Here is a 23,168-nt window from a genome sequence, read left to right as displayed (position 1 = left end):
ATGGCCGCACACCCATTAGTGAGTATTTCTATGCCAGCGTTTAACGCTGCAAGGTACATTGCATTATCTATTCAGAGCGTACTTGATCAAACCTACCAAAATTTTGAGTTGATTATTTACGATGACGGTTCAAGCGACCAAACACGAGAAATCATTCAGAGCTTCTCAGATCCACGCATTAAAACTATTCTTGCCGACCAAAACCAGGGACTCATTGTTGCCAGAAATGCGATAGCAAAGCAGGCTCAAGGTAAGTACATCGCTTTACTGGATTGTGATGATGTTGCAGAGCCCACTAGACTTGAAGAGCAGGTAGCTTACCTAGAGAGCGGTGAATGTGATTTGTGTGGTACGGCATACTGGACAATCAATGAGCAATCTGGCATTAGAAAAAAATCCAAACAAAAATACTCCAATGCGGATCTAAAGGCTTTACTGACTATTGGAAGTCCGTTTTGCAATCCTACAGTAATGGGTAAGGCGGAAATTTTTAAGAACTTGCCTTATTTGCAGCAAAATAAGCATGCTGAAGACTATGCATTTTTTGTTGAGGCTGCATTAAAAGGCTGGCGCTTTGCTAATCTTAAAAGTAGATTGCTGACTTACCGCTTGCATGAGAATCAGATCAGCGTAGTGCAGGGTGGCCCGGCTCGAGAGATCTTTAAGAAAATGCAATTGCATTATTTAAAAGGTATGAATATAGGCCCTGATTATTGCCCACGTCCAATGTCATTGATGGACAGGCTACGCTATGCCATGCCGATGATCAAAAGGCTCAACCAACATATTCCCAGCATTTCAATCATGGCCAACTACGAGATCTATGCGCGCTTCCAGTTCCGCGGCAATGGCGTTCTGACACCATTCACTAGGCTAGAGCGCTTGATGGTGTCGACTGTGGTCAGTCTTTATGGGCGACTAGCTTAGGTGGGTTAAATACGCTGCCAACTAGGCGGAAGTAGATCATTTAAATCTAAGCTGGTGTCATTCATCCATTTTTTTGGACAGTAAATGGCGCCATTTGGATTCTTGGTAAGCCAGGCTGCCCACCAACTGAGAGAGCTATTAGCAATCAAATGATTCTGGCAATGAGTCATGAGCTCAAGCTCTTGAATGACGGCATCACCATTATTCAGTGACTGCACAAATGTAGCTCTTTCAGGGTATGGAAGATTTTCTTTTGCCCATTCAATATCATCTGAGAAAACAAAAAAATGGGTTTCTGGATTTTGCTCCAGCAATAGCTTCATGCCCGCGTGATAGTAATCAAGGCCAACGAATCCATGCACTTTTGCAGCGCTAGCTAGATTCACATAATCACCGCGGCGCACGTGCACCATGGCTGAAGTAGCCGCTTGAATTTGCTGAAGATAGTTTTGGTAATGGGTGTCGAGAGGTTTTTTTGGGCTGATTTCACTTTGGAGAATCGATTTAATACTCTCAAAGTATTTATAAGATTGCCAATAGCCCATGAGGTAGAGATTCTGCTGTTTAAAAGCAGGTGACTTAATCAGTCGAGGATCAAATCGATAAGAGGCTTGCTCTGTAAAAACAAACGGATTAATGGGCCAGAATTTTTGTGCAATCCGTTGTATGCGTTTTGGGCGCTGAATCTTTGGCTGAAAGGAAATTAAGGACCCTTTAGTATTTAATTTACTAAGGAGTAGCTCTCGAGGAGTCACATCATCGTAGGTTTGGGTATACCAACTATGGTCAAGTAGTAAAGAGGCTTGCTTTTGCAGGGCAAGAGCCCTTCCAGTGGCATATTGAAAGAGTTGGTTGCCAAGTCCACCCTGTAGCTGTGCGATGATATTCATAACTTTATAATTAAAACATTAGATGGGGCTTTTGGTGCATTTGCTAAAAACGTAGAGCCCCCATTCTTTATATATTCCATATAAATAGGTCTTTTATGCTTATTGGCAGTATTTACGGTTGGGAAAACGGGGAAGATGACATTTTCAATCCTCATAGCCTACGTAATCGAGACAATTGTCTCGAGCCAATGCGTGTTTTGCAGCAAGTTGCACTGAGTCAGGGTGTCGAGCTACACACGGCAGACGTCAATGAGAAGAATGGCGTGAGTCCGGATTTTGGGCTCTATGTTGAGTCGATCGACTTTGCTTCCCCATCCGTTAAGAAAAATTATTTAATTCTGTATGAGACACCGCTGACCGTCCCCAGAAATGCCGAATATCAATACCTCAATCAATTCGACGGTATTTTCACTTGGAATAAGGATCTGATAGAAAGAGGTTTTTCCGATGATCAAGGAAGAGTTATCCCTGCTGAACGCTTTATTGAAATCTTCCACCCCAATCCAATCCCGTCAGAGTGCGGGCAAGACTTTGTAAGCTTGCCATTTTCTCAGCGACCAGATTTAGTCTGTTTGATTGGGAGCAATCGCCATGCCAATGCGCATGACGACCGAGAGCTCTATTCAGAAAGGGTGCGAGCGGTTCGATGGTTTGAAAAACACGCGTCAGGAGAATTGAAACTTTATGGTAACGGTTGGAAGGTGCCACAAAAGCGATTGGGTAAATTAGGCAAGCTGCGTTACCGCATGGAAAAAATTTATCCATGGATTACATCAAACCCAGTGTTTCCTAGTTATCAAGGGCCCGCAACAACTAAGCATGCAGTTTTGAGTAAGACCAAGTTTTGCATTTGCTTCGAGAATGCGAGAGATATTCCGGGGTATTTAACCGAAAAGATCTTTGACTGTTTGTTTGCTGGCTGCATTCCTATTTATTGGGGTGAGGCCAATGTGGCCGATGCGATTCCATCTGACTGCTTTATTGATTTCCGAAAATTCGCTGATTACAGTGCGCTAAATCAATTTATTAGCACTATGACTGCGCAAACCTTTGCCTCTTATCAAAACGCCTCCATTCAGTTCTTGAGGGGCTCAGGCTTTTCCCCGTATACCTCTGAGAGCTTTGCTAAGCGTATTGTGGCTGGCCTTAAGCGCTAGTAGCCGTGCAATAATTCGTTATGACTCTAATAAACTTCAGCTCACGATCTAGAAAGCCTATCTCTGAATCGGAGATATTGTTGGCTGGCCCCGTCAGAAATGCCTCTAACCATATTGCTAACGATATTGAAAAGGTTCTGACGAGCCTTGGTCAATTTAAAGCAGTCTATTGTTTTATTGTTGAGAGTGATTCTAGTGACGACACTCTGCAAAGACTAGAGGAGATGTCTAAGAAATTCAAGAATTTCTCATTCATCACCGCTGGTCAACTCAGCAAAAAACTTCCAAAAAGAACGGATCGGATTGCATACGCTAGAAATTTAATTATTGACGCTGTAGCAAACGATCCAAAGTATCAAAATATCGATTATGTCGCTATGGCCGATTTAGATGGCATGAATGGCTTGGTGACACCAGAAAAGATTGCGCAATGCTGGGAGGTCGATGAACCCTGGGATGTCATTACAGCGAACCAGCTTGGTGGTTACTATGACATCTGGGCTTTAAGTCATCCCCATTGGAACCCCATGGATTGCTGGGAACAAAAGCATCGCTTAGAGCTTATTCTGGGTGACAAGGCAGCTACCGAGATTGCGCTTGGTTGCAAGCAGGTGGTGATTGATCCTCGTGCAGACCTCATTGAGGTGGATTCTGCATTTGGTGGCTTGGGAATCTATAAGCGTGAAGCATTTCTGGCGGGTAGATATGCGGGCACCGATTCAGAGGCCGGAGGGATAGATGTTGCTGACCATACTCCCTATCATCGAGAGTTGCGTCAAAAAGGTTTTCGCATCTTTATTAACCCCGCGTTGATTAACTGTAATAAGGCATCTGGTTCTGATGAGCCTGTGGTGCTTCCTAAACCTAGAGGTGCAGTAAAGCTCGTTAAAAAATTAGGCATTTTGTTATTTGGTAAGAAACGCTTTAACAAGTATCTACAATTGATGCATACCCCTTAAATTAGAGGCAATCAAATGATTTTGGTAACAGGCGGCGCAGGTTTTATTGGTGGCAATTTTGTCTTGGATTGGCTGAAGGTTCCGAGCAATGAAGGCGTTGTTAACTTAGATAAATTAACGTATGCCGGCAACTTAGCCACCCTAGACTCTTTAAAAAATGATCCACGCTATATCTTTGTTCATGGCGATATTGGTGATAAAGAGTTGGTTGCTAAGTTATTGAAAGAGCATCGGCCGCGTGCCATCGTCAACTTTGCTGCCGAGAGCCATGTGGATCGCTCAATTCATGGCCCAGCTGAATTTGTAACTACCAATATTGTTGGCACCTTTAATTTATTAGAGTGCGCGCGCGAGTATTGGAATGCTCTTGAAGGAAAAGAGAAGGATGAATTCCGTTTCCATCATGTTTCTACTGATGAGGTTTATGGTTCCTTATCGTTAACCGATCCCGCTTTTACAGAAACCAATTCTTACGAGCCCAATAGTCCTTATTCAGCATCCAAAGCAGCTTCGGATCATTTGGTGCGCGCTTGGTTCCATACCTATGGGTTCCCAGTAGTAACAACAAACTGTTCCAACAACTATGGCCCTTATCACTTCCCAGAGAAGTTGATTCCTTTGGTGATTTTGAATGCACTTAATAGCAAGCCTTTGCCAATTTATGGTGATGGTCAACAGATTCGAGATTGGTTGTACGTTGGTGATCACTGTTCTGCGATTCGTGAAGTATTGGCTAAAGGCAAATTGGGCGAGACCTATAACATTGGCGGCTGGAATGAAAAAGCCAATATCGATGTTGTGAAAACGATTTGCCGTATTTTGGATGAGCTCAAGCCACGCGCTGACGGCAAGCCATATGTTGAGCAAATTACCTTTGTAAAAGACCGTCCTGGTCATGACCGTCGCTATGCAATTGATGCTGGCAAAGTAGAGCGTGAGCTTGGCTGGCGCCCTGCAGAAACCTTCGATACCGGTATTCGTAAAACCGTTCAGTGGTATTTGGATAATCCAGCTTGGATTGAGGGCGTAGTGAGTGGCTCTTATCGCGACTGGGTCCAAAAGCAATACAACTAAGTTTCCAATGAATATTCTGGTATTTGGTAAGGATGGTCAACTAGGTAAAGCCTTCCGAGTGCTTTTTGATGCTGTAGCACTTCCGGATGAAGTGAACATTCAATATGTTGGTCGCACTGAATGCGATCTCAGTAACGGCGAGGCTCTTAATGCTTTGCTTGCTAAAGAAAAGCCAAGTCTCATCATCAATGCTTCTGCTTATACGGCCGTTGATAAAGCTGAGACTGAGATCGATATGGCATACGCCATTAATGCGCGAGCGCCAGAATTCATGGCGCTATATGCCGCACAACATGGCGCCACTTTCTTGCACTATTCCACTGACTATGTATTTGATGGCAGTAAAGATGGCTGGTATGTAGAGGATGATGTACGCAATCCATTAGGTGTTTATGGAAAAAGTAAAGTAGCTGGCGAGCTTGCTATAGAAAAGGCTTTTGCAAACTCAGCACTAGGGCTGTTTGCTATTTTCAGAACAAGCTGGGTTTATGGTGATGGCGGTAATTTCATTCGGACAATGTTGCGTCTAGCAAAGGATCGTGAAGAGCTTAAAGTCATTCATGATCAGCATGGTGTTCCAACTAGCGCAAATTGGCTTGCTAAGGGGAGTCTTAGTCTGAGTCTGGATGATCGTTTCAAGATCAGGCGCTTTGCTTCAGGTATTTATCATGCTGTTCCTGCGGGGGAAACGACCTGGTATGGATTGGCCTGTTTGGCGATTCAGGCTGCCCTTGATTTAGGAATCCAGCTGAAAGCTAAACCAGAGGCTATTAAGCCTATTCCGGCTATTGAATACCCCTTACCAGCCCCAAGGCCAATGAATTCCCGCATGGATAGCGCTAAATTACGTCGCGCACTACAGGGCGGTCTTTTCGAAGCTTCAAACTCTTATAATGAACCCCAAAATGTGCCAAATTTCCCAGTTTGGGATGGCATGGTTCAAGAATACGTATCCAAGCTTGCTGCGGACGGTTTGATCTAAAAACCCCTTGCTGCCTGAGGTACTAAATAGGGGTAATTTGCATGGCTGTAAATCGTAAGGGCATTATTTTGGCTGGTGGGTCTGGAACTCGTCTGTACCCAGTTACTCAGGCTGTCTCTAAGCAACTAATGCCGGTTTATGACAAGCCGATGGTTTATTACCCTTTAAGCACTTTAATGTTGGCTGGTATTAGGGATATTCTTCTCATTTCTACTCCACATGACACCCCTCGCTTCTCGGAGTTATTGGGCGATGGTTCACAGTGGGGTCTCAATATTGAATATTGTGTGCAGCCTTCACCAGATGGTTTGGCACAAGCATTTACTTTGGGTAAGAATTTCGTAGGAAATAATCCTAGCGCCTTAGTTCTTGGCGACAATATTTTTTATGGTCATGAATTGGTTGACCAATTGGACAGTGCAAACGATCGCGGTACTGGCGCAACAGTATTCGCTTATCACGTGAATGATCCTGAACGCTATGGCGTGGTTGAGTTTGATAAAGATTACAAAGCACTATCGATTGAAGAGAAGCCTCTAAAGCCAAGAAGCAGTTACGCAGTTACTGGTTTGTATTTCTATGACAACCAAGTGTGCGACATTGCAGCCTCGATTAAACCTAGCGCTCGTGGGGAGCTTGAGATTACCGACGTAAATCGTGTTTACCTGGAAAAGAATGAATTAAGCGTAGAAATCATGGGCCGTGGCTTTGCCTGGTTGGATACGGGAACTCACGACTCATTGCTCGATGCTGCTGGCTTTATCGCCACGCTGCAGAAGCGCCAGGGACTAATGGTTGCCTGCCCCGAAGAGATTGCTTATCGTCAAGGCTGGATCACCGCAGAAGCAGTTCAGAAAGTGGCAGCGCAGCTCAGTAAAAATAGTTATGGACAGTATCTTGGCAAGATTTTGAATGAGCTCAATACCTCTGCACAGCCTATTTCTCTATCTGCCAAGAAGACTAGCAAATGAGTGCCCCTTCTAAGTTGCAAATAACGCCAACCGCTATTCATGATGTTTTCATCGTAGAGCCAAAAGTATTTGGTGACGAGCGCGGTTGGTTTACAGAATCTTTTAATGCGGAAGACTTCGCAAAAGCAACTGGACTAGAGGTTGAGTTCGTTCAGGACAACCATTCCTTTTCTCGTCAATGGACTTTGCGTGGTTTGCACTATCAGTTAGAGCAGACTCAGGGAAAATTGGTGCGAGTCGTCGCAGGTAGCGTGTTTGACGTTGCAGTAGATATCCGTAAAGATTCGCCGACTTATGGCAAATGGGTTGGTGTTGAACTCAGTGCGCAGAATCACAAGCAACTATGGATTCCAGCAAAACTTGCACACGGCTTTCTAGTGCTTTCAGAAACGGCAGAATTTTTATATAAAACCACTGATTACTACCACCCGCAAAGCGAAGCCTGTCTTGCCTGGAATGATCCAACGGTTGCTGTTGAGTGGCCCTTGCCTACTGGTGTTCAGCCCAATATGAATGCTAAAGATGCAGCTGGCCATTCATGGGATGCAGCCCCGAAGTTCTAATTCAATATCAGGCGCTCTTAAAAAGATAAGATAATGCTCATATGAGCGCTGTATCTTCTACCTCCGCGGTAAATCATTCTGCCAATCCTAAGATTTTGTTAGTGAAGCTTTCCTCGTTGGGGGATGTGCTTCATAACTTACCGATTGTTTGGGATTTGCGCGCACGCCTACCGCATGCCCAAATTGACTGGGTAGTTGAGGAAGGTTATGTTCATTTGCTTGAGCCACTTTTAAGTCGCGATGGATTTAGAGGTATAGATCGCATCATTCCATTTGGTTTGCGTCGCTGGAAAAAGAATCTTCTCAAGGCGTCAACATGGCAGCAATTTTTTAGATTCAAAAAAGAGCTGCAAGAAGTTTCTTATGACGTCATTATTGAAACTCAAGGACTGCTTAAATCAGCCATTGTTTGTTCTTTGGCTAGCAAATCCCCAAATGTTGTGATTGCAGGGCTTGCCAATGCAACTGAGTTTTCTGGCTACGAGCCAATAGCCCGTTCTTTCTACAACCAATCGGTTCAGGTCCCCGCTCAGTGTCATGCGGTAGACCGTTCCCGCTGGGTCATGTGCTCAGCTTTAGATTGGCCCTTGGTTGATCGTGCTAGCGCCCCAAAATTTTATCCACAGACTTATGTTGACTCCCTAAATACGAGTGCATTAAGCATCTTTGAGAAATTAAAGTCTCCCTATGTTCTATGTTTTCATTCAACAGCTAGAGAGGCCAAGCGCTGGTCCAATGAAAATTGGGTAAATCTGGGTAAGGAGTTATCCAGCAAGGGCTTCCAAGTGGTGTTTCCTTGGGGAAATGCTGCTGAGAGAAGTGTCAGCGTTCAAATTGCAGGTCAAATACCGGGTGCGATCGTCCCGCCTGCATTTTCAATTGAGGATGCTTTCTCAGTCATTGCGGGTGCCGCACTCACTGTTGGTGTAGATACCGGCTTGACCCATTTAGCTGCTGTTTTGGGCAAGCCAACAGTAGAAATTTATTGCGATTCACCAAGATGGAAGACCGAAGGTTATTGGTCTGAGAATATTCGTAACGTGGGCGATATACAAGCACCACCGAATGTGGACGAAGTGATTGCTGCTTCTTTGAACTTATTGTCTAAGAGTTGACTAGACTTAACGTAGCAAAGAATTAATCGCCAACAAATCCTCATCAGATAGGCTAGACGCACTTGCTTTGAGTTTGAGCGCATTTAAGACTGTGCTGTAGCGCGCTTGCTGCAGCAGGGAACGGGTAGTAAATAAGGTATCGACTGCAATTAATACGTCGATATTAATTAAAGTCCCAACTTGAAAGCCTAGTCGACTAGATTCCACTGCAGACTCTGAGGACCTCTCTGCCGCTTCATAGGCTTTAACGCTCGCCAGACCACCATAGAAGCCAGTGAATGCTGCGCGCGTATTTTGTGCTGCAGTACGTCTTGCATTGTCATAGTTGGCTTTAGCGGTATCTACTAGTGCAGCATTCTGTCTAATGACAGAGCTATTGAAGCCACCAGAAACCAATGGAATGCTCATTTGTAACGCAATAGTATTGTTATAGACGTTAGTTTGAGCTGGTGTGTAGCTATTCGGTGTGCCGTTTGAAGTGTTGTAGCCTGAAGTGCCCACTAAATTCAGTGAGGGATAGTTCAAAGCCTGGGCTGCGCGATAAGTGCTTTCGGCCAAGCTAACAGAAAGCTGACTTGCTAAGACTTTAAAGTTTGCGGCTTCCGTTTGATTAATCCAGTCATCTAAAGTTTGACCAGGCGGCAGTACTGGATTGACGTTATCAACAAGGGTGGCGCTTTTATTTTCTTTACTTTTGCTACGGGGATCTTTCAGAACACCATCAATTTTGGCTGCTTTCACTAAAGGCTTGAGTGCGCCAACTGGGTGCCCAACTAATTGCTCTAAAACCCCTTTTTTTACAACTAAATCTGCTTGCGCGGCAATCTCCTGTGAGACGGTGAGATCAAAGCTTGCTTGAGCTGTATTGACGTCCACAATGGTTGCAAGGCCTGCATCAAACTTGGCTTGAGCAACATCTAACTGTTGCTTAATCAGGTCTTTCTTGTTGCGATAGAGTGCCACATTGTCTTGGCTTGTCAGCGCATCAAAGTAAGCTTGTGAAACTCTCAGAATTAAATCTTGCTGAGCTTGAAAGAAATTCATATCAGCAATCTTGGTATTCAGATCGCCTTGCTTAAAAGCCTCGAGTGCAGCTACGTTAAAAACAGGCTGGGTGAGAGTAACAGTGTAGCTCTTCTGGTCAAATACACGGGAGTTGCCTGCGCCTGTGGAGACTACTGTAGACCCAGCGCCATGCTGGTAGTACCGCGTACCACTAGGTGTTGCATTAGCTTGAGGTAGTAATAAAGAGAGGCCTTGCCAGAAGAGCTCTTTGCTCGCCTGATAGTTAAAGCGCGCAGCGTTTAAAACTGGATCGCTAAACGCGGCATCTTGATAAAGCTGAATGAGGTCATTGTATTGAGCATTGCTATTACCTGAATTGTTATTTCCAAGATAGGATGGGGTTGCACTATCAGGTAATGCAGTCTTATTAGGTGGTGGCGCTATCTGTGGTGGCTGCTCTAAGCCAATCAGGGTCGATGCACTCATTGGGGTGGGTAAGGCTGGTCTAGGGGCCGCGCTAGGGCTTTGCGCAAGGGCGTCGAATGACCAGGTGCCGAGACCGAGCGCTTGACTGAGGATCAAACCAAAGGCGGTAAGTCGAGAAAGTCTAAAGCGGGTTGGGGTCATGTAATTCGGATACTTTTCAATGTGCCATGCAGTTTAAGGCTAATTTATTCAAAATGCTCATTTAGACGCTATTTTGCCAAATACCCTGCGTTACCTCTAGATACCTATAAAATTTGGGCTATGGATCTAATTTTGTTACTAAAAGCAGTCATTCTGGGGGTGGTAGAGGGATTAACGGAGTTTTTGCCGATCTCTAGCACTGGGCATCTGATTTTGGTTGGAGATTTGCTCGACTTTAATGATGATCGAGGCAAGGCTTTTGAGGTCATTATTCAGTTTGGCGCTATTTTGGCGGTTTGCTGGGAGTTTCGCCAGAAACTCATGAAGGTTGCTACCTCATTCTCGGGCAGCCCCATTGCGCGTCGCTTTGTGCTGAACTTATTAATCGCTTCTATTCCTGCGATGGGCTTGGGCTTCTTATTTGGCAAGCATATTAAAGCAGTGTTGTTTTCGCCGATTCCTGTAGCGAGCGCTTTTATTGTGGGGGCCTTAGTTATTTTTTGGGCTGAACGTCGTCAACAAAATCGCGCGGATGTTTCTAGTCACATTAAATCAGTAGATGACCTCACTCCCTTAGATGCACTCAAAGTTGGCTTAGCGCAATGTGCCGCATTGATTCCGGGGACGTCTCGCTCGGGCGCAACCATTATCGGCGGCATGTTATTTGGTTTGCCTCGTGCCGTTGCAACTGAGTTCTCATTTTTCTTGGCGATACCAGTGATTGGTGGCGCTACTGCTTATGAGTTGCTGAAGCTTTGGAAGGCGCCGGTAGCTTTCTCCGGAGAATTCACTCTAGCTACTATTGTTGGTTTCATTGCCGCCTTTATCTCTGCATTTATCTGCGTTCGCTGGTTAATTCATTATGTTGCTCACCACAACTTCATTCCATTTGCTTGGTATCGAATCGCTTTTGGCTTGTTAGTGTTATTTACTGCTTACAGCGGATTGATAGCTTGGTCTCACTGATCTAACCAATACCCCTCATCAAAGTTAAGGCATTTCAATATGGATGTATCAATAGACGCAATTACCAATAACATTCAGCTGGCACTAGCCCCTGTATTTTTGTTAACTGCTGTAGCAACTTTGATTAATGCGATTTCTGGACGTTTAGCCCGTTCTGTTGATCGTATGCGTGCGATTCGGCATTCTATTAATCTGGGTGAGGTAAAGGACGCGAAAATACTACAGCACATGCATAAAGAGGCGGATGAGGCTCAAATTCGAGGTCGCCTTTGTACTGCCGCCATATTTTTTGATGTCCTCAGCGGTGTGTTTATTTCCTTAACGGTTCTTGAACTATTTTTCTTTCAAGCAGGCGCTGTACGTTCGTTACAGACCGCTTATGTCATTTGGACGTTTGTGCTGGGCCTCGTCTTTTTTATGACCTCTTTATCCATTGTTCTGGCCGAGGTTGTTTATGCCTATCGCTCGGCAGGTTGGAATACGCCAAATGGCTTTGATAAATGAAGAGGGTAGATAGGATTCGCTCATTCGTATTAAGAGCCGGAAGAACTACCGCCGGTCAGCAGCGCGCAATTGAAGAATTGGGACCCCAGTTTTTACTGCCTTATCAAGCATCCAATCTCAATTTAATTGAAGCATTTAACGGCTCAACTAAACCAAAGATATTGGAGATTGGCTTTGGTATGGGCGAGACCACCGCTAAGATTGCGGCCTTGAGAGCGAATGATGACTTTTTGGCGATCGAGGTTCATCCTCCTGGCGTCGGCGCCTTACTCAAGCTCATTGGTGAAAATAATCTTACCAATCTCAGACTCATACGACATGATGCTGTTGAGGTTTTAGAGAATATGCTTGCGCCAGATTCTTTGGACGGAATCCATATTTATTTTGCAGATCCGTGGCATAAGAAGCGTCATCACAAACGCCGTCTGATTCAAGCTGAATTTGTAAGGCTTTTAGTCTCTAGATTAAAGCCGGGTGGCTATTTACATTTAGCTACCGATTGGCATAACTATGCTGAGCAAATGCTCTTGGTTTTGAATGCTGAAACTACTTTACAAAATACTTCCAGTGAATTGATGAAAGTAGAAACTTTCACCGCTGAGGATGTTGCTAAACCCGGTGAGGTTTGTAATGAATTTAAGCCTACCCTTGAGCAGCTCAATACCGAGCATCAGGGCTATGTCGTGCGTCCAGACTATCGTCCGGTAACTAAGTTCGAGAACCGTGGCATCAAGCTAGGCCACGGTGTTTGGGATCTGGTTTACAAGAAAAAATAAATCAGCAATAAAGGTAGTCAATACGAAATGCCGAGGCTTATAAGCCAACGCAAACGTATTTCATCTCCAGATATTCGTCCATGCCGAAGACACTACCTTCGCGTCCTAGGCCTGACTGCTTGATGCCACCAAATGGTGCAACCTCGTTAGAGATTAATCCAGTATTAACGCCAACCATGCCGTACTCTAGGGCCTCAGCTACTTTCCATACGCGACCGATGTCGCGACTGTAAAAATAAGATGCCAGGCCAAACTGACTGCTATTGGCTAGCTGAATAACCTCTTCATCACTCTCAAAAGGAATGATGGGTGCTACAGGGCCGAAAGTTTCCTCGTGCGTAATGAGCATTTGACTGTTTACGTTGGCCAAAATAGTTGGCTCATAAAAGTTCTTGCCTTCAATGGACTGTTTGCCGCCAGTAACAAGCTTGGCGCCTTTGCTCAGTGCATCGGCAACATGCTTTTGTACTTTCTCGAGAGCTGCAGTTTCAATCAAAGGGCCTTGGCTAATACCAGCTTCCATGCCGTTACCCACTTTAATGACGGATAGTGCCTTGGCAAACTTTTCAACAAACAGGTCATGCACTTTTTTATGAACATAAAAGCGGTTTGCGCAGACACAAGTTTGACCAGAGTTTCTAAATTTAGAAGCCATGGCGCCACTGACGGCGGCATCGATATCGGCATCTTCAAAGACAATAAACGGTGCATGCCCACCTAACTCCAGAGCAAGTTTTTTGACAGTTGGCGCACACTGTTCCATCAGGATGCGGCCGACTTCTGTGGATCCTGTGAACGATAGATGGCGCACTGTTGGTGAGGAGCAAAGTGTTTTGCCAATCACAATCGACTGATTGGCATCAGCAGTCACAATATTAATCACCCCATCTGGAATGCCCGCACGCTTGGCAAGTTCAGCTAGAGCTAACGCAGATAGCGGTGTTAGTTCAGCAGGTTTAATCACGATGGTGCACCCCGCTGCCAATGCAGGTGCAATCTTGCGCGTGATCATCGCAATCGGGAAGTTCCAAGGCGTAATGGCTACGCAAACACCAATCGGTTGTTTGAGAACCATGAGGCGCTTATCACTCCAGGTAGTTCCGAGGATGGAGCCTTCAACTCGCTTTGCTTCTTCAGCAAACCACTCCACAAATGAAGCGCCATAAACAACTTCACCGGCAGCTTCGCTTAGAGGCTTGCCTTGCTCGAGCGTCATGAGCTTTGCAAGATCTTGTGTATTTTCAATAATGAGGTCAAACCACTTGCGCATGATTTGCGCGCGCTCTTTGGCTAATTTGCTGCGCCATGCAGGAAGCGCTTTTTCAGCGGCGATGATAGTAAGCTCAACATCTTTGGTTTCTAGATTAGCTACCGAAGCAATGATCTCATCAGTAGCCGGATTAGAAACTACGAAGGTATTTTTAGAGCCAACCCATTTACCATCGATAAAAGCCTCTTCCCTAAAAAGACTTGAATCTTGTAATTGGCTGCGAATGTCTACTTTTTGCATGATGTTTGACCTTGGTATAGATGTAGATCATTTTATCCCCCAATAAATAAAAAAGCCTCCGAGCTTTTGGGGTCTGGAGGCTGAGATGCTCTACTGCTGCTTAGGGGATGTTTAGCCTGCCTGAGTCTCGGCTGTACGCAGCTTTTGGGCCAGTAGATCTAGTACGCCATTGACATATTTATGGCCATCTGTGCCGCCAAAGGTTTTGGCAAGCTCAACTGCTTCATTGATGGCCACTTTGTAAGGTACCGAAAGATCGATAGCTAACTCATATGCGCCAATGAGTAATGCCGCATGCTCCACTGGAGAGAGTTCGTTAATAGGGCGATCTAATGCTGGAGTAATAATGGCCTCCAACTCATCGGTGCGAGCTAATACGCCATCAAAAATACCCTGAAATAGATCAAGCTGGCAGCGACGGAAGGCTGGATCTTCTGCAAGCTGCTTAGCAATGGCGGCGGCATTGGGGATGCTGCCAGCACGACGCATAACTAGGCTTTGATAAACACCCTGAAGAGCGTATTCACGAGCACGGCGACGCGGCGTCAGTGAGCGCTTTGGAGCGGGCTTTGCTTCCTTGCCGGCTTCTGGAATCAGTGGGTTTTGGCTAGATGTAGTCATGCGAATTATTCTTCTTCACTCGAGTTGATTTCGATATCAATATCAGGAGTTAATGCCAAGGCTAAATTTGCCATCTCCACTACTGCTTGAGCACATTCTGCGCCTTTTACCTGAACACGAGCAAGGGCTTGCTCATCAGTGTCGCAAGTGAGTACGCCATTGGCGATTGGTAATCCAGAGTCAATAGAAATGCGAGTAATACCAGAAGCAGATTCATTGGAGACTAATTCAAAGTGATAGGTCTCACCACGAATGACTGCTCCCAGGGCAACTAAGCCATCAAACTCACCAGTCTCGGCCATTTTTTGGAGGGCAAATGGTATTTCTAGTGCGCCAGGAACAGTAACCAATTTGATATCTGCTTGAGAAACCCCAAGAGAAATCAATTCATTGATACAGGAATTGGTTAGGGCTACGCAATGATCTTCATTAAAGCGTGCTTGCACAACACCGATGCGGAGATCTTGACCATTGAGATCTGCTTCTAATACGCCTACAAAATCATTAGTGGAACTCGTCATATCAATCTTTAAAATATTCAGGCTTTAATGGAATTTAAGAAGTGTACGGCTTGTAACCTGTAACTTCGAGCTTGTAACCAGACAGGCTAGGAACTGGGCTTGGGTTGGCGAGTAAGCGCATTTTGCCAACGCCAATATCTTTCAAGATTTGGGCGCCAATACCGTAACTTCTAAAATCAGTTTTTCTGGCCAACGGTTTCTTGGCTTCTTCCTGTGACTGATTCAGTTTCTGAAACTGCGCTAACCAGTCTTGATCATTAGGGGCGGCAATGCCAGAGGCATTGAGGAGCACGGCTACGCCAGCTGGTGAAGCAGCAATTTGCTCTAAAGCCTTAGCTAGCGGCCATGAATGGGTGCTGACATTCGAATCGAGGAAATCCAAAACAGTAACCGGCTCATGTACGCGTACTAAGGTTTCTTGAGCTTCGGAAGGCTTGCCATGCACTAATGCAATATGAATGCATGAGCTAGGAGTATCGCGATAAATAATGCCTTGGAATTTTCCCCAAGGGGTGATGAATTCACGGGTACCTTCGCGAACGACAATACTTTCATGTTGACTGCGGTATTGAATAAGATCAGCGATGCTGCCAATTTTTAATTGGTGCTTTTTCGCAAACTCCAAAAGATCTGGAAGGCGTGCCATGCTGCCATCATCTTTCATGATTTCACAAATCACGGAAGTAGGGGAGCATCCAGCCATTGCCGCTAAATCGCAGCCGGCTTCAGTATGTCCTGAGCGAATGAGTACGCCGCCAGGCTGCGCCATCAATGGAAAAATATGGCCAGGCTGAACTAAATCATTGGGTTTAGCGTTTGGAGCTACGGCAGTTTTAATGGTGAGCGCACGATCGGCTGCAGAAATACCGGTAGTTACTCCACTTGCTGCCTCAATAGAAACTGTGAAATTCGTTCCCATTGATGTGCCGTTATCTCGAACCATCAAAGGTAGATTGAGTTGTTGGCAGCGCTCGCGCGTCAAAGTTAAGCAAATCAATCCACGGCCGTGTTTTGCCATGAAATTTACAGCCTCAGCGGTGACGTGATCGGCGGCCAAGACTAAATCACCTTCGTTTTCACGATCTTCTTCATCGACGAGGATCACCATTTTGCCGGCGCGCAGGTCAGCAATAATTTCTTCGGTGGAGGCAAGGGTATTTGGCATAGCCCTCCATTTTAAGCTCAGGAGCCCCTGACCGTTCGGTCCTACCCCAATATCCCAAGTTTCTGACAGTAAGAGCCTCGGGCGGGTGTATCAGCTTAAATGCCTAGCTTTGAAAATAGGCCATGCCTGCAAAAAAGCACTTCAACCCAGAGCCGAGGTCTAAAAATTGCCAGGGATTCATCCTGCTGGAGGTTCTGGTCGCAATGACCATGATTCTGGGGGTGTGGATGGCTTCAGTTGGGGTTTATCAACGCCTAGCCTTAAGCCTGACTCAACAAGAAAGTAAAAGATCGCAACTCAGAAAGGATTCGGATGCTTTTGAAATGGAAGAGCAAAACAGGACCCATCTCAATCTGCCTAACAAAGGCTTAGGTAATGAGTCTGCTCGAATGTCTAGTTGGAATCGCTCTATGCGCACTTCTACTCAACCCTCTCTTAAAGACAAGCGCTGATTTGGTAATCAAGCAAATTGAGTATGAAAAATCACAAGCATTAATTTCAGAAGCGGATCGTGCATTTGAATTAATTGGCCGCGCGATTCGAATGGCTGGCTATCGGAACATTCAATCTGTACAAATCTCAAACCATAAGTCAGGGCAAAAAATAAGACAGCAAAAAAACGATGGTTCATTTATTCAGGTTGAAAAAAGATCGGGATTTCGTGGATCTGATTCACTGATCATTCGTCATGAATTATCCGCTGGTACAGATTTTGATTGCATTGGTAATACGCTTACTCAAGAGCGCACCAAAAATAATTTGGCCATGCAAGGATTCCTGTTGGATCGTCAGGCAGGTATTCCAAAAGGCAAGAAAGTGAATGGTGGTTCGCTAATTTGTCAGTCGCTCGATCGCCAAGGACGTATTCAAAACACCACCCTAATGAATGGGGTTAATAGTCTTTTTATAGAGGAGTTGAGCCCCTCTCAAGCCCAGCATTTATCGGCATCAAGGCTTTTTAAGATCAAACTGCAAATGACTGATGGAGCTAAGCTCAACCTAGATCTTGAAAGAACTTTTTCGACGAGGAATCTCTTGTGATTTTGGCTTGGGTGATATCGCTGCTATTGCTCTGTTCATCTCTCATTGCATATTTAGAGAGGCTGAGTGCATTACGTATCGTAGAAGTAAAAACAATGGAGGCAGCTCAGAAACATTTTCTTGCTGCTGAAAAAGCAATCTTAGACTGTGAGAAAAATTTAACCACTCTTGCTAATCTGGAAGAGAATGCTTGCTTTGTTCAATCAGTCGGTAAAAACCGTTGGCTGATTTCGAGCAAAGATAAGCCGGCGATTCAGATTGGTGTTGTGATTGATGAAGCATCTGGCACAGTCACTCGCATGAACTGGCGACAAGTATTTGAATAACGTCAAGTTAGATTCAAAATCTGGATTTAGTCTTTTAGAGTTAATGGCTGTGGTTTTACTCATTGCCATGGTTGCGATGATGACTATGCCTTTGTTACAAGAACAGATTGCCGCTCGAGAAATTGAGACTATTGCCAGAAGGTTTATTGCTCATGCCCACTTTGCTCGTCAGCAGGCCTTACATTTGGGTCAACCCGTCCACCTTGTGCCTATTTCTAGCGATCGGTGGGAGGCGGGTTGGGTGGTTAAAAGTGGTTGCATCGGAAAGCCGGTCAAACCGGATTGCATTGAAAAGCCCTGGTTTTCGCAAGAAAGCATTGACCCTGTTTACTTTAAGGGCGGAGGCAAGCAATTCATCGATCCCAACTCTGGCAAGAAGGGCATTCTGTTTAATGCCGCTGGTGCGGCAAAAACGGCTCAAGGTGGGTTTGTAGCCAATCGATTGATCCTAGGTCACAGCAGGGCTCCTGACTTGGAGCGCCAAATGATTTTGGGAAGTGGAGGGCGCTGGCGAATCTGTGACCCTGCTAGAGATGCAAAGCGCTGCCATTGAATGGTTTAATAGACCCTATGTACAGCGCAGTTGACCACCAGTTCATGAGCGAGGCAATAGCCGAGGCTCAAAAAGCACTTTATTTATCGAACCCTAATCCTAGAGTGGGTTGCGTCATTGTTAAAGATGGCAAAGTGATTGGTAAGGGCTTTACTCAGAAGGTAGGCAGCGCTCATGCTGAGGTGCAAGCCCTAGCGCACGCTAAATCACTCGGAAATGATCCTGCAGGATCAACTATCTATGTAACGCTGGAACCCTGCAGTCATACCGGGCGAACTCCTCCGTGCGTGGATGCATTGATTGCTGCAAAACCGAAAGCCGTATTCGTGGCGATGTCTGATCCTAATCCCTTGGTTGCTGGTAAAGGCTTGGAGCGTTTAACAGCTGTTGGCATCAAAGTGCATTGTGGGCTAATGGAATCTGAGGCCCGTGCATTAAATCCAGGCTTTATTTCACGAATGACCCGAGGTTTGCCTTGGGTGCGTATGAAAATTGCTGCAAGCCTGGATGGCAAAACGGCATTACCTGATGGACGTAGCCAATGGATTACCGGACCTTTGGCGAGAGCGGATGGACATCATTGGCGTGCGCAAGCTTGTGCCATTGTGACTGGTGTAGGTACTGTTAAAGAAGATGATCCCACTTTGAATGTGCGAGATGTTCAAACTGAGCGTCAGCCTTGGCGCATCATCGTTGACTCCAAATTAGAAACGCCGCCGGCAGCGAAGATTCTCAACCACATTGATCAATCAGGCGTCATCATTGTTTGTGCAAGTCTTGATGGCCCAGGGATGCAGCAAAAAGCCAAAGCATTTACTGAGCGCGGTATAGAAGTCATTGCTATGGCTAACCCATCTGGCAAAGTAGATCTGCCAAAACTATTCTCGTATTTAGCCAAAGAGCGTGAGATGAACGAGATTCATATTGAGTCAGGCTTTAAGCTTAATGGTTCTTTGCTCAGAGAAAACTGTGTAGATGAGCTACTGCTCTACTACGGCCCATTCTTGATGGGTGACGGTATTGGGATGGCCAATGTGTCACCCATGAATTCCTTGGAAAGCAAGCAAGAATGGCAAGTGATAGATCACAGTCTATTTGGCCCGGATCTTCATTTGCGCCTAGTTAAGAAGCAATAAGAATCATTCAGAACTAAAATCACACTATGTTTACTGGAATCATTACTGCTGTTGGTCAAATTAAGAGCGCTCAAGCAAAGGGCGATGGCTTGCATTTAATCGTTGAGGTCCCATCTGGCTATTTGGATGATGTTGCCTTGGGTGACAGTATTGCCATTCAAGGTGCTTGCATGACAGCTACCCAGTTAACCAGCAATTCTTTTGCCTTGGATATCTCTCGTGAGTCTCTGAATAAAACGATTGGTCTTGATAAAGTCGGCCCAGTCAATCTCGAAAAAGCCATGCGCCTAAATGATCGCTTAGGCGGACATTTAGTGAGTGGGCACGTAGATGGTGTTGGTAAGGTCGCGCATTTTGCTCAAGTGGCTAATGATGAATATGGTTCATGGCTACTGCGTATTGAAGCTCCAAAAGAGTTGGCGCAATACTTGGCTTACAAAGGCTCTATTGTTGTGAATGGCGTATCGCTCACAGTCAATCAGACCGAAGACACGGCAACCGCTTGCATCATCAATATCAACATCATTCCCCATACCTTGGAAAACACTACCTTAGGTAATCTCAAGCAAGGTGATGTGGTGAATCTTGAAGTAGATTTGATTGCGCGCTATGTAGCTAGAATGCTTAATAAGGCTTAAATCTTTACTTTTATAGTTTTGCCACCCCTACGAGCCTTGATAGTTTTTATTAGTGAGGCATCATCAATAAAATCAAGTACCACTTCATATGCCTTAGCTGACAAAAGATAAGCCTTAGGTTTGTTGCTATTTAAGATGGCCATAGGTAGATCGTCTGCATTACCAATAATCTTCTTAGGATTGCGTTTTAGCTCAGCCATGCTGACTGTGGTTTTGATGCGAAGTATGTCTGCAATATCCATGTGACTTGTAATTTTAAATCGCTTAAATCTTAATTGGCATAGGGTTATATGGCCCCACTTGCAATAGTCCCATTTTGGGACTAAAATTAATGTGTGCGAATAATAGCCAGAAAGCACCTAACAAATTTTTGGCGTATTCATCCCGATGCCGAGCAGCCACTTAAAGCTTGGTATGACGAGGTGGCGCATGCAAGTTGGAAAAGGCCGCAAGATATAAAGAATAAGTATCGAAATGCGAGTTTTATTGCAGGCAACAGAGTTGTCTTTAATATCAAAGGAAATTCCTACCGTTTGGTGGTGGTAGTTGCTTATAGTTTTGGGGCGGTATATGTGAAATTTATTGGTAGCCATGCTGCATACGATCGAATTGATGCTTGCACAGTGCAGTTGGAGGAAAAATGAAAGAATTAAAACCCATTCGTAACAAGCTTGAATACAAGGATGCCCTAGCCCAGGCGTCTTACTATTTTGATCATGAGCCAAAACCTGGGACTAAGGATGGAGATAGGTTTGAGATCCTCTTAATGCTCATTGAGTCTTATGAGAGCAAGCACTATGCGATTCTTCCACCAGACCCAATTGAGGCAATTAAATTCAGAATGGAGCAATCCGGCTTGAGTCCAAAGGATTTGCAGCCGATGATCGGTGGCCTAAATCGCGTATATGAAATATTAAATCGCAAACGCCCCCTTACACTGAAGATGATTTGGAGGTTGCACTCTATGTTGGGGATCCCTGCTGATAGTTTGATTCAGCAGGATGATGAGCTGCGCGCAGCCTAATACGTTTAATACTTTTTTTGGTAGCGAGTAGGATCGCCCACATTGGCTTGCTTAAAGCCTGCCTGCCTTAGACGGCAAGACTCACATTCTCCACAAGCTTCACCTAAATCGTTGGCTTGATAGCAAGAGACTGTTTGCGAGTAATCAACGCCTAGAGTGCTGCCCAGTTGGATGATTTCGCCTTTAGTCAGGCTGATAATGGGGGCGTGCACTCGAAAGCGATTTGCATCATTGATGGCTTCTACGCCTGCTTTAGTAGCTAGGTTGGCCATATGTTCAAAAGAGGCAACATATTCAGGGCGGCAGTCAGGGTAGCCTGAGTAATCCACCGAATTAGCTCCATAGAAAACATCAAGACCGCCTAAAGACTCTGCCCAACCTAAGGCAAGTGATAGCAAAATCGTATTGCGTGCTGGTACGTAGGTAACGGGGATCTCTTGATCTTTACCGGGTGTTGTTGGGACCGCAATCGAGGAGTCAGTTAAGGCAGAGCCCCCAAAGCGAGTGAGATCTAGATTAACTACTTCGTGTCGCGCCACCCCAATTTGCTTAGCAATATGTTTCGCTGCTGCCAGCTCAGATGAATGACGCTGACCATATCCAACCGAGAGGGCGTATGGCGTATATCCCAGGTCTTTGGCGAGGGCTAGAACAGTAGTGGAGTCCAAGCCACCAGAAAACAGAATAACTGCTGGAGCGCCCGCCTTACGGGGAGCTAGAGATTCGAATGCAGCAGAAAGCTTAGACATAGATGATTAATTACTTAGTGCTAGCAATGAGTTGCTGCGCATCTTTAGCGGCATCAGTGTCTGGATATTTAGCAATGATTTCGCTAAATGTTTTTTTAGCTGCTGCCTTATTGCCGCTTTCTAATTGCGAGTTTCCTAAGGTGACCATCGCAGCAGGAACGCGTGGATGATTCGGAAATTTCTTAATTAGGCTTTGTAGTTGGCTAATCGCACCGGCGTAATCTTTATTCGCATATTTGCTATTACCGCTCCAGTACAGAGCAAGTGGTAAGTAAGGGCTTTTAGGATATTTGGCGGCAAATACTGAAAATCCCTCATCAGCTTTTTTGAGACTGCCTGCTTGGAATGACTTTAAGGCGTCGTCGTAGGCTTTTTTCTCACCAGGTTGTACTGTTCCAGAAACGCCTTCAATCGTTACGGTACGAGGCTCAAAATTACCTAAGCGTGAATCGAGATCTTGGTAGTAAGTCTTCTGACTGGTGCTAATGTCTTCGCCTTGCTTCTCAAGCTCTTCAACTTTGCCACGTAGCTCAGCATTCTCAGTTTTCAGTTTGTCGATTTGGCCCTGTAACTCAAGCTGGGTGGTGGCTAGCGATTTACGTAGATCCAGAATTGCCTTACGCGCTTCATCATCAGAGAAGAGAGCCCAGGCGCTATTAGAGGTGCCCAAGCAAACCAGTACAGCACTTAAACAAAACGCTCGTGAGAGCGTTTGTTTTACTGAGTATGAAAGCATCTTCATTTAGTTCGTGATGTAAACAATATCAGCGCGGCGATTTTCTGCCCAAGCTGCTTCGGTATCACCTTCTGCTTTTGGCTTTTCTTTACCAAAGCTCACTGCTTCCATTTGGTCGTCAGAAACGCCCATCAAGTTCAATGATTTACGTACAGCATCAGAACGACGTTGGCCAAGTGCCAAGTTGTATTCAGCTGTGCCGCGTTCATCGGTATTGCCTTGAATAATGATCTTCTGCTTTGGATTGGCTTTTAAGTAGCCTGCGTGAGCGGACAACATTTTTTGATACTTAGTCTGAACGGTATATTCATCAAAGCCAAAGTAAACGCTTTTCTCAAAGAGTGGGCTGCTTGGATCATTCCATGGCTGTGAGCCAAATTTGCCACTGCCGCTACCATTGGCGCCATCAGTGTCATCTAGTTTGACGCTGGAGCATGCTGCCATCAAAAATGCTGTGGCACCAATCAGGGCGAATGTCGCTGCGCGACGTGCGATAGAAATCTTCATGAATTTTCCTTTTTCCTACGAGTTAAATCTATAAATGAATCAATAGACAATATTATGCCCCTAAGAACATCAAAAGTGACTATTTCAACCCCTAAAAGGGGGTTTAGACGTAGTGAAGACTTGGT

General features: G+C 45.2%; 29 protein-coding genes. 19 read left to right on the top strand and 10 right to left on the bottom strand.

The window, feature by feature from the left end:
- Entirely contained in the window at positions 1-927 is a 927-nt protein-coding gene (locus VC159_RS09645) for a glycosyltransferase family 2 protein (protein ID WP_323473445.1), read from the top strand.
- Between the two features lie 5 nt (positions 928-932).
- Here VC159_RS09645 and VC159_RS09640 read toward each other — a convergent pair whose 3' ends face one another.
- Positions 933-1,817, bottom strand: a complete 885-nt coding sequence (locus VC159_RS09640; RefSeq protein ID WP_323473444.1) for an alpha-1,2-fucosyltransferase — start codon at positions 1,815-1,817, stop codon at positions 933-935.
- Between the two features lie 95 nt (positions 1,818-1,912).
- Between VC159_RS09640 and VC159_RS09635 the strand changes: the two genes are divergently transcribed.
- From VC159_RS09635 to waaC, 7 genes are all read left to right on the top strand, one after another.
- Positions 1,913-2,974: a glycosyltransferase family 10 domain-containing protein gene (locus VC159_RS09635; protein WP_323473443.1), complete on the top strand. Its 1,062-nt coding sequence runs from the start codon at positions 1,913-1,915 to the stop codon at positions 2,972-2,974.
- A gap of 80 nt (positions 2,975-3,054) precedes the next feature.
- Entirely contained in the window at positions 3,055-3,933 is an 879-nt protein-coding gene (locus VC159_RS09630) for a hypothetical protein (RefSeq protein ID WP_323473442.1), read from the top strand.
- A 15-nt stretch (positions 3,934-3,948) separates the two neighbouring features.
- A complete protein-coding gene (gene rfbB / locus VC159_RS09625; protein ID WP_323473441.1) occupies positions 3,949-5,007 on the top strand; it encodes a dTDP-glucose 4,6-dehydratase in 1,059 nt (352 codons plus the stop codon).
- A complete protein-coding gene (gene rfbD / locus VC159_RS09620; RefSeq protein WP_323473440.1) occupies positions 4,967-5,989 on the top strand; it encodes a dTDP-4-dehydrorhamnose reductase in 1,023 nt (340 codons plus the stop codon). The genes rfbB and rfbD overlap by 41 nt, the downstream gene beginning before the upstream one ends.
- 41 nt (positions 5,990-6,030) lie before the next feature.
- A complete protein-coding gene (gene rfbA, locus VC159_RS09615) occupies positions 6,031-6,960 on the top strand; it encodes a glucose-1-phosphate thymidylyltransferase RfbA (protein ID WP_323473439.1) in 930 nt (309 codons plus the stop codon).
- The gene (rfbC, locus tag VC159_RS09610) at positions 6,957-7,523 is read left to right on the top strand and encodes a dTDP-4-dehydrorhamnose 3,5-epimerase (protein ID WP_323473438.1); all 567 of its coding nucleotides are present in this window, start codon (positions 6,957-6,959) and stop codon (positions 7,521-7,523) included. The genes rfbA and rfbC overlap by 4 nt, the downstream gene beginning before the upstream one ends.
- A 41-nt stretch (positions 7,524-7,564) precedes the next feature.
- Positions 7,565-8,638, top strand: a complete 1,074-nt coding sequence (waaC, locus tag VC159_RS09605) for a lipopolysaccharide heptosyltransferase I (RefSeq protein ID WP_323473437.1) — start codon at positions 7,565-7,567, stop codon at positions 8,636-8,638.
- Positions 8,639-8,644: 6 nt separating this feature from the next.
- Here the strand turns inward: waaC and VC159_RS09600 are convergent, their stop codons facing one another.
- Entirely contained in the window at positions 8,645-10,270 is a 1,626-nt protein-coding gene (locus VC159_RS09600) for a TolC family protein (protein ID WP_072583316.1), read from the bottom strand.
- Between the two features lie 120 nt (positions 10,271-10,390).
- Between VC159_RS09600 and VC159_RS09595 the strand changes: the two genes are divergently transcribed.
- From VC159_RS09595 to trmB, 3 genes are read left to right on the top strand one after another with little or no spacing between them, the layout of a single operon-like run.
- Positions 10,391-11,236 carry an undecaprenyl-diphosphate phosphatase gene (locus VC159_RS09595; protein WP_323473436.1) on the top strand — a complete coding sequence of 282 codons (846 nt, stop codon included), beginning with the start codon at positions 10,391-10,393 and terminating at the stop codon, positions 11,234-11,236.
- A 39-nt stretch (positions 11,237-11,275) separates the two neighbouring features.
- Positions 11,276-11,740, top strand: coding sequence for a DUF2721 domain-containing protein (locus VC159_RS09590; protein ID WP_216232370.1), 465 nt, complete (start codon positions 11,276-11,278; stop codon positions 11,738-11,740).
- Entirely contained in the window at positions 11,737-12,516 is a 780-nt protein-coding gene (trmB, locus tag VC159_RS09585; protein WP_323473435.1) for a tRNA (guanosine(46)-N7)-methyltransferase TrmB, read from the top strand. The genes VC159_RS09590 and trmB overlap by 4 nt, the downstream gene beginning before the upstream one ends.
- A 37-nt stretch (positions 12,517-12,553) precedes the next feature.
- Here the strand turns inward: trmB and VC159_RS09580 are convergent, their stop codons facing one another.
- From VC159_RS09580 to ribBA, 4 genes are all read right to left on the bottom strand, one after another.
- A complete protein-coding gene (locus VC159_RS09580) occupies positions 12,554-14,026 on the bottom strand; it encodes an NAD-dependent succinate-semialdehyde dehydrogenase (protein WP_323473434.1) in 1,473 nt (490 codons plus the stop codon).
- Positions 14,027-14,137: 111 nt separating this feature from the next.
- A complete protein-coding gene (gene nusB, locus VC159_RS09575; RefSeq protein WP_323473433.1) occupies positions 14,138-14,647 on the bottom strand; it encodes a transcription antitermination factor NusB in 510 nt (169 codons plus the stop codon).
- 5 nt (positions 14,648-14,652) lie between these two features.
- A complete protein-coding gene (gene ribH / locus VC159_RS09570) occupies positions 14,653-15,168 on the bottom strand; it encodes a 6,7-dimethyl-8-ribityllumazine synthase (protein ID WP_072583310.1) in 516 nt (171 codons plus the stop codon).
- A gap of 34 nt (positions 15,169-15,202) precedes the next feature.
- Positions 15,203-16,333, bottom strand: a complete 1,131-nt coding sequence (ribBA, locus tag VC159_RS09565; RefSeq protein ID WP_323473431.1) for a bifunctional 3,4-dihydroxy-2-butanone-4-phosphate synthase/GTP cyclohydrolase II — start codon at positions 16,331-16,333, stop codon at positions 15,203-15,205.
- Positions 16,334-16,455: 122 nt separating this feature from the next.
- On the opposite strand from ribBA, the gene VC159_RS09560 reads away from it, so the two are divergent.
- Genes VC159_RS09560 through VC159_RS09535 form a run of 6 tightly spaced genes read left to right on the top strand, consistent with a single transcriptional unit; the run spans position 16,456 to position 20,027 of the window.
- Complete coding sequence (locus tag VC159_RS09560) at positions 16,456-16,785, top strand: prepilin-type N-terminal cleavage/methylation domain-containing protein (protein ID WP_323473430.1); 330 nt, start codon at positions 16,456-16,458, stop codon at positions 16,783-16,785.
- 1 nt (position 16,786) lies between these two features.
- Positions 16,787-17,374 (top strand): hypothetical protein, encoded by a 588-nt coding sequence (locus VC159_RS09555; RefSeq protein WP_323473429.1) that lies wholly within the window; start codon positions 16,787-16,789, stop codon positions 17,372-17,374.
- Positions 17,371-17,700, top strand: coding sequence for a hypothetical protein (locus tag VC159_RS09550; RefSeq protein WP_323473428.1), 330 nt, complete (start codon positions 17,371-17,373; stop codon positions 17,698-17,700). Before VC159_RS09555 ends, VC159_RS09550 begins: the two co-directional genes overlap by 4 nt.
- Positions 17,693-18,253 carry a GspH/FimT family pseudopilin gene (locus tag VC159_RS09545; RefSeq protein ID WP_323473427.1) on the top strand — a complete coding sequence of 187 codons (561 nt, stop codon included), beginning with the start codon at positions 17,693-17,695 and terminating at the stop codon, positions 18,251-18,253. The genes VC159_RS09550 and VC159_RS09545 overlap by 8 nt, the downstream gene beginning before the upstream one ends.
- Before the next feature lie 17 nt (positions 18,254-18,270).
- Positions 18,271-19,389, top strand: coding sequence for a bifunctional diaminohydroxyphosphoribosylaminopyrimidine deaminase/5-amino-6-(5-phosphoribosylamino)uracil reductase RibD (ribD, locus tag VC159_RS09540; protein WP_323473426.1), 1,119 nt, complete (start codon positions 18,271-18,273; stop codon positions 19,387-19,389).
- A 26-nt stretch (positions 19,390-19,415) separates the two neighbouring features.
- Positions 19,416-20,027 (top strand): riboflavin synthase, encoded by a 612-nt coding sequence (locus VC159_RS09535; protein WP_323473425.1) that lies wholly within the window; start codon positions 19,416-19,418, stop codon positions 20,025-20,027.
- Here VC159_RS09535 and VC159_RS09530 read toward each other — a convergent pair.
- Complete coding sequence (locus VC159_RS09530; RefSeq protein WP_072583304.1) at positions 20,024-20,269, bottom strand: type II toxin-antitoxin system Phd/YefM family antitoxin; 246 nt, start codon at positions 20,267-20,269, stop codon at positions 20,024-20,026. The genes VC159_RS09535 and VC159_RS09530 overlap by 4 nt on opposite strands.
- A gap of 93 nt (positions 20,270-20,362) precedes the next feature.
- On the opposite strand from VC159_RS09530, the gene VC159_RS09525 reads away from it, so the two are divergent.
- Together VC159_RS09525 and VC159_RS09520 are read left to right on the top strand one after the other, a co-directional pair.
- Entirely contained in the window at positions 20,363-20,671 is a 309-nt protein-coding gene (locus VC159_RS09525; protein ID WP_072583303.1) for a type II toxin-antitoxin system HigB family toxin, read from the top strand.
- On the top strand, positions 20,668-21,051 hold the full coding sequence (locus tag VC159_RS09520) for a helix-turn-helix domain-containing protein (RefSeq protein WP_072583302.1): 384 nt from the start codon (positions 20,668-20,670) through the stop codon (positions 21,049-21,051). Before VC159_RS09525 ends, VC159_RS09520 begins: the two co-directional genes overlap by 4 nt.
- Positions 21,052-21,056: 5 nt before the next feature.
- On the opposite strand, the gene queC is transcribed toward VC159_RS09520, so the two are convergent.
- Genes queC through pal form a run of 3 tightly spaced genes read right to left on the bottom strand, consistent with a single transcriptional unit; the run spans position 21,057 to position 23,043 of the window.
- Positions 21,057-21,800, bottom strand: coding sequence for a 7-cyano-7-deazaguanine synthase QueC (gene queC, locus VC159_RS09515; RefSeq protein WP_323473424.1), 744 nt, complete (start codon positions 21,798-21,800; stop codon positions 21,057-21,059).
- Between the two features lie 10 nt (positions 21,801-21,810).
- Positions 21,811-22,542, bottom strand: a complete 732-nt coding sequence (gene ybgF / locus VC159_RS09510; RefSeq protein WP_323473423.1) for a tol-pal system protein YbgF — start codon at positions 22,540-22,542, stop codon at positions 21,811-21,813.
- Positions 22,543-23,043, bottom strand: coding sequence for a peptidoglycan-associated lipoprotein Pal (gene pal, locus VC159_RS09505; protein WP_216121639.1), 501 nt, complete (start codon positions 23,041-23,043; stop codon positions 22,543-22,545).
- Positions 23,044-23,168 lie beyond the last annotated feature (125 nt).

This window comes from Polynucleobacter sp. JS-JIR-II-c23 (genome assembly GCF_035011225.1).
Taxonomy (GTDB): Bacteria; Pseudomonadota; Gammaproteobacteria; order Burkholderiales; family Burkholderiaceae; genus Polynucleobacter.
Note: the sequence above shows the minus strand (reverse complement) of the source record. Positions and strands in the feature narration are given on the sequence as shown.